The sequence below is a fragment of the Paracoccus panacisoli genome (genome assembly GCF_042435015.1).
Lineage (GTDB): Bacteria > Pseudomonadota > Alphaproteobacteria > Rhodobacterales > Rhodobacteraceae > Paracoccus > Paracoccus panacisoli.
Window position 1 is genome coordinate 1 of record NZ_JBHMQU010000072.1, and the last position, 5,337, is coordinate 5,337.

At 72.9% G+C, this 5,337-nt stretch carries 6 protein-coding genes and 1 pseudogene; 2 read left to right on the plus strand and 5 right to left on the minus strand.

Annotation, left to right across the window (positions count from 1 at the left end; genetic code table 11):
* The coding region (gene ftsY, locus ACFHYO_RS13470) for a signal recognition particle-docking protein FtsY (RefSeq protein ID WP_394321055.1) at positions 1 to 844 on the plus strand (844 nt) is incomplete at its 5' end.
* A 234-nt stretch (positions 845 to 1,078) separates the two neighbouring features.
* On the opposite strand, the gene ACFHYO_RS13475 is transcribed toward ftsY, so the two are convergent.
* The 4 genes from ACFHYO_RS13475 to hisS all read right to left on the minus strand — a co-directional run bounded on the left by ACFHYO_RS13475 (position 1,079) and on the right by hisS (position 4,733).
* Positions 1,079 to 1,357 (minus strand): DUF2171 domain-containing protein, encoded by a 279-nt coding sequence (locus ACFHYO_RS13475; protein WP_394321057.1) that lies wholly within the window; start codon positions 1,355 to 1,357, stop codon positions 1,079 to 1,081.
* 70 nt (positions 1,358 to 1,427) lie between these two features.
* The gene (gene hisG, locus ACFHYO_RS13480) at positions 1,428 to 2,153 is read right to left on the minus strand and encodes an ATP phosphoribosyltransferase (RefSeq protein WP_394321059.1); all 726 of its coding nucleotides are present in this window, start codon (positions 2,151 to 2,153) and stop codon (positions 1,428 to 1,430) included.
* On the minus strand, positions 2,147 to 3,247 hold the full coding sequence (locus tag ACFHYO_RS13485; protein WP_394321061.1) for an ATP phosphoribosyltransferase regulatory subunit: 1,101 nt from the start codon (positions 3,245 to 3,247) through the stop codon (positions 2,147 to 2,149). The genes hisG and ACFHYO_RS13485 overlap by 7 nt, the downstream gene beginning before the upstream one ends.
* A gap of 7 nt (positions 3,248 to 3,254) precedes the next feature.
* Complete coding sequence (gene hisS, locus ACFHYO_RS13490; protein WP_394321063.1) at positions 3,255 to 4,733, minus strand: histidine--tRNA ligase; 1,479 nt, start codon at positions 4,731 to 4,733, stop codon at positions 3,255 to 3,257.
* A 47-nt stretch (positions 4,734 to 4,780) separates the two neighbouring features.
* On the opposite strand from hisS, the gene ACFHYO_RS13495 reads away from it, so the two are divergent.
* Entirely contained in the window at positions 4,781 to 4,981 is a 201-nt protein-coding gene (locus tag ACFHYO_RS13495; RefSeq protein WP_036702459.1) for a SlyX family protein, read from the plus strand.
* A gap of 73 nt (positions 4,982 to 5,054) precedes the next feature.
* Here ACFHYO_RS13495 and ACFHYO_RS13500 read toward each other — a convergent pair.
* Positions 5,055 to 5,337: pseudogene (locus tag ACFHYO_RS13500) on the minus strand (hypothetical protein); the annotation flags it as partial.

The following is a 5,337-nucleotide window of genomic DNA, read 5'->3' on the forward strand; positions in this document are numbered from 1 at the left end:
CGCCCCGGCCGAGCCGCGGCGCGAGCTGGACGACGCGATGCTCGAGGATCTCGAGGACATGCTGATCGCCGCCGACATGGGGACCGAGACCGCGCTGCGCGTCACCGCCAACATCGCCGAGGGGCGGATGGGGCGGAAGATCAGCGCAACCGAGCTGAAGCAGGCGCTCGCGGGCGAGGTCACGCGGATCATGACCCCGGTCGCGCGGCCGCTGCCGCTTTATGCCAAGAAGCCGCAGGTGGTGCTGGTGGTGGGCGTCAACGGCTCGGGCAAGACCACGACGATCGGCAAGCTCGCGAGCCAGTTCAAGGCCGCTGGCAAGTCGGTGGTGATCGCGGCGGGCGACACGTTCCGGGCCGCGGCGGTCGAGCAGTTGCAGGTCTGGGGTCAGCGCGCGGGCGTGCCGGTGATGGTCGCGGCGCAAGGGTCGGACCCGGCGAGCCTCGCCTATGACGCGATGGCGCGGGCCGAGGCGGAGGGCGCGGACCTGCTGCTGATCGACACCGCCGGGCGGCTGCAGAACCGCGCCGACCTGATGGAAGAACTCGCCAAGATCGTCCGGGTGATCCGCAAGCGCGACCCCTCGGCGCCGCACAACACCCTGCTGGTGCTGGACGCGACCACGGGGCAGAACGCGCTGAGCCAGGTCGAGACCTTCCGTAAGCTGGCAGACGTCTCGGGGCTGGTGATGACCAAGCTGGACGGGACCGCGCGCGGCGGCGTGCTGGTGGCGCTCGCCGATCGGTTCGGGCTGCCGATCCACGCGATCGGGGTGGGCGAGCAGATCGACGACCTCGACTCCTTTGAGCCGGACGAGTTCGCCCGCGCGCTGGTCGGGCTGTAGCGGCACAACGTTCGCGCAACACCCCGGGAGCGGCGGGGCGTATGAACGCGCCCGGCGTCCCATCGGCGGAGGCCGGGTTTTGCCTGAAATGGCCATGCACAGGGCGTTCAGGGTTCCTGCAACGTTCGTGCGATGTTCATGCACAGTTCATGCGAACGATTTCCCCCGCGCTCCACGCACTAAAAAGCCCGCCGCGCGGGGGCGGCGGGCCGGATCGGGCACAGGGCGCTGAAATCAGCGGGCCGCGTCGCCGTGGTCGACGGGCGAGCCGTCCTCTTCCTCGAGCAGCTGGCGGGCGTTGGCGGCGTCGGCCGACAGCCAGACCTTGCCGCCGTCGACCGAGGCGACGTTGCCCATCGGGATGTAGTGATGGTGCTCCATCTTCACCCCGTGCGCCTCGTCCTTGCGCTTCATCTTGATGCGGTCGCCGTCCATGTGGTCGACCACGCCGATGTGCACGCCGTCGGCGCCCACGATCTCCATGTCGTCCTTGATCTGGCTTGCGTCTGCCATGGGTCCGTCTCCTCGGATGGGGGCATGGGTGCCCCGGACCCGAGGGCAACGCCGGCTGCGGCCCTTCGGTTCAGACCGTCTCGACACCCGGGCCGCGCAGCCCCAGCCGGGCCAGCAGGGCGCGCAGGTCGGGCCGCTCGACCGCGCTGCGGGCGGCGAAGAGCGTGGCCTGGCTGGGGTGGATCAGCGCCCCGTCAAGGATCTTGAGGTTGTTCGCCCGCAGCGTCTCGCCCGACGAGGTGATGTCGGCGATGGCCTCGGCCGTGAGGTTCGCCACAGTGCCCTCGGTCGCGCCCTGGCTGTCGACGAGCTGGTAGTCGGCGACCTCGTGCGCCGAGAGGAACGCGCGCACCAGCCGGTGATACTTGGTGGCGATCCGCAGCCGGTGGCCGTGGGCGGCGCGGAAGTCGCGGGCGATGGCGGCGAGGTCGTCCAGCGTCTCGCAGTCCCGCCAGCAGGCCGGGACCGCGATCACCAGATCGGCGTGGCCGAAGCCCATCGGCGCGATCTCGGTCACGTCCGAGCGCCAGCCGGCAAGCTTCTCGCGCACCAGATCCGAGCCGGTGACGCCCAGCTGGATGCGGCCGGCGGCAAGTTCGCGGGGGATCTCGCCGGCCGAAAGCAGCACCAGCGACAGGCCGTCCACCCCCTCGACCTGGCCCGCGTATTCGCGGTCGGCGCCGCTGCGGGCCATGCGCAGCCCGCGGGCGGCGAACCAGTCGAAGGTCTGTTCCATCAGCCGGCCCTTGGAGGGGACGCCGAGCTTGAGGGTCTGGGCGGGGGCCGGGGTCAGCATAGCGCGGCCACCAGCGCGGGGCGGATGATCCCGCCGACGGCGGGGATGGCCCCGCTCCCGCTCCCGCCTCCGCTCCCGTTCCCCGACCCCTGCCCCAGCACCGCGGTCAGCGCGTCGTAGCGCCCGCCCGAGGCGACCGGCGGCCAGTCGGGATGGGCGGGGGCGGTGAAGGAAAAGGTCATGCCGTCGTAATACTCCATCGTCCGCCGCCCGTGGCTCGCGTCGAAGCGCACCGTGTCGGGGTCGATGCCGCGGGCGGCGAGCGCGTCGAGGCGGCCGGCGAGACGCTTGACCGCCTCGGCGATGGCGGGGATGTGGTCGGCGAGCACCCGCAGCTCGGCCAGTGCCACCGGCGCGGGGCCGGCGATGGTGAAGAGCCGGTGCAGCCGCTCGCGCCAGATCGCCGGCAGCGCCGTGCTGACGGCGCCGCGTTCCAGCCGGGCGATGCGGTCGTGCATCTCGGCGCGGGTGCGCTCGCCCGTCCAGGGCGCGCCGTTCACGGCGAAATGCCGCGGTGGGACCGGGTGCGAGAAACGCTCGAGCAGCGATTCGAAGCGGCGCGGGCGCCAGATGTGGTGGCGCAGCGCCGCGCGGCGGTCGTCGGGCAGCGGCAGCCCGTCCACCGCATCGAGCAGCAGGTCCATGTCGCCCATCGTGGCGTCGAGCCCGAGGGGCGCGAGAATGCCGTGGAAGAGCGCGAAGACCTCGGCATCGGCCTGCGGCTCGCGGCTGAAGAGCTCGAACCCGGCCTGCAGGTATTCGTTGTCGCGCGGCGTCTCGGGGCGGGTGTCGCCCTGGTCCTGCTTGCGGAAGACCTCGCCCAGATAGCAGTAGCGGGCCGGGTCGGCGCCGCCCGCCATGTGCATCTGCACCACCGGGACGGTGAAGTCGGGGCGCAGCATGACCTCGCCCCGTACCGGGTCGGTGGTGACGTAGGCGCGGGCGCGGATGTCCTCGCCGTAGAGGTCGAGCAGGGTTTCGGCCGGCAGCAGGATGTCGGGGGCGACCTCGGTCGCGCCGGCGGCCCGGAAGGCCTCGAGAATGCGGCGGCCGTGGGCCTGCGCGGCGGTGCGGGGGGCGAGCGGGCGGGTCATCTGCGGCTCAGCGGGCGAGGATGCCGCGCACGGTCTCGACCAGGTCGGCGCGCGGGACCTCGACCTGCGCGGGCTGGGATTTCCATTCCTCGACAGAGGCTTGCGCGGCAATCTTCGCGCCGAGTATGAGGTCTTTCACCTGCACGACGCCGCGCGCGGCCTCGTCAGCGCCCGCGATCACCGCGACCGGGGCGGCGCGCTTGTCGGCGTATTTGAGCTGGTTGCCGAAGTTCTTGGGGTTGCCGAGATAGACCTCGGCGCGGATGCCCGCGGCCCGCAGCTCGGCGGCCATCGCCTGGTAGTCGGCCATGCGGTCGCGGTCCATGACGGTGACCACGACCGGCCCTCGGGCGGTCGTCTCGGCCGGGTTGCGCGCCCTGAGCGCCGCGAGCAGCCGGTCCACGCCGATCGAGACGCCCGTGGCGGGCACCTTCTGCCCGGTGAAACGCTCGACGAGGTCGTCGTAGCGCCCGCCCCCGGCGACACTGCCGAACTGGCGCGGGCGGCCCTTGTCGTCGAGGATCTCGAAGGTCAGCTCGGCCTCGAACACCGGGCCGGTGTAGTAGCCGAGGCCGCGGACCACCGAGGGGTCGATGACCACGCGGTCGGGGCCGAGGCCGGTGGCGGCCAGCAGCGCCGCGATTTCGGTCAGCTCGGCGATCCCCTCGGCGCCGACGCTCGAGCCGCCGACGGCGGCCGTGAGGTTGGCGAGCGTCGCCTCGTTGGTCTCCGCGCGGGCGGTGAGGAAGGCGAGGATGGGGGCGGTCTGCGCCTCGGTCAGGCCCACGCCGTCGATGCGGGCGCCGCTTTCGTCGGTGCGGCCCTGGGTCAGGAGCGCGCGGACGCCCTCGGCGCCCACCTTGTCGAACTTGTCCACCTGCCGCAGCACGTCGGCGGCCTGCTCGGGGGCGACCGCCGCGGCCTCGAGCACGCCGTTCAGCACCTTGCGGTCGTTGACGCGCACCAGATAGTCGCCGCGCGGGATGCCCGCAGCCTCGAGCGCGTCGGCGAGCATGGCGATGATCTCGGCATCCGCGGCGACCGACGCGGCACCCACGGTGTCGGCGTCGCATTGATAGAACTGGCGGAAGCGGCCCGGCCCCGGCTTTTCGTTGCGCCAGACCGGGCCCATCGCGTAGCGGCGATAGGGCGAGGGCAGGTCGTTGCGGAACTGCGCCGCCACGCGCGCGAGCGGCGCCGTCAGGTCGTAGCGCAGCGCCAGCCAGTCGCCCGAGCCGCCGCCGGGGACCTGTTCCTCTTGCCACGCGAAGACGCCCGCGTTGGGGCGGTCCACGTCGGGCAGGAACTTGCCCAGGGCCTCGACCGTCTCGACGGCCGAGGTCTCGAGCGCGTCGAAGCCGTGCAGGCGATAGACGGCGGCGATGCGCTCGAGCATGAGGTTGCGCTCGGTCACGTCGGCGCCGAAGCTGTCGCGGAAGCCCTTGGGCGGCTCGGCGCGCGGGCGGCGGGGTTTGTCCTTGGCCATCGGTCTGATCCGTGAGATGCCGGGACCGCTTAGCGGAAGGGGCCGGGATGGACAAGTTTCAGACGCTGGAAGAGCGGATCGCGCATCTGACGCGGGCGGTCGAGGAGCTGTCGGACGTGGTCACGCGGCAGGATGCCGAGCTGAGGCGCCTGTCGCGCCGGGTCGGGCTGCTGATGGAGCGCGAGGCTGACCGCGAGGCGGCGGAGGGGACGATCCCGCTCGCCGACCAGCGCCCGCCGCATTGGTGAACTGCCCCGGCGCCCGCGCGGGGCGGGGGCGGCGGGAGCCTCCGGCGGGGATATTTGGGTCCAGCCCGAGGGGTCAGCGTTCCGCGGGGCCGAGGCGGTGCGGGGCGGTGAGTGTTTCCGGCGTGCTGGCCGCGAGCGGCGGGCGGCGGGTGAAGGCCGGGGGCGCCGCGGGGTCGGTCTCGGCGGGAGTTTCGGCGGGTGCGGGGTCGAAGCCGGGTTCGTCGTAGGCATCGACCTGCTGGGCCGCGGCCACGCCCTCGGCCGCGCCGGCGTCGGGCCAGTCGGCGGGCGGTGCGGCCGCGGGCGTCGCGGGCGCGGCAGGGCGAGGGGTGCTGACGACGGGGGCAGCCGCCGGG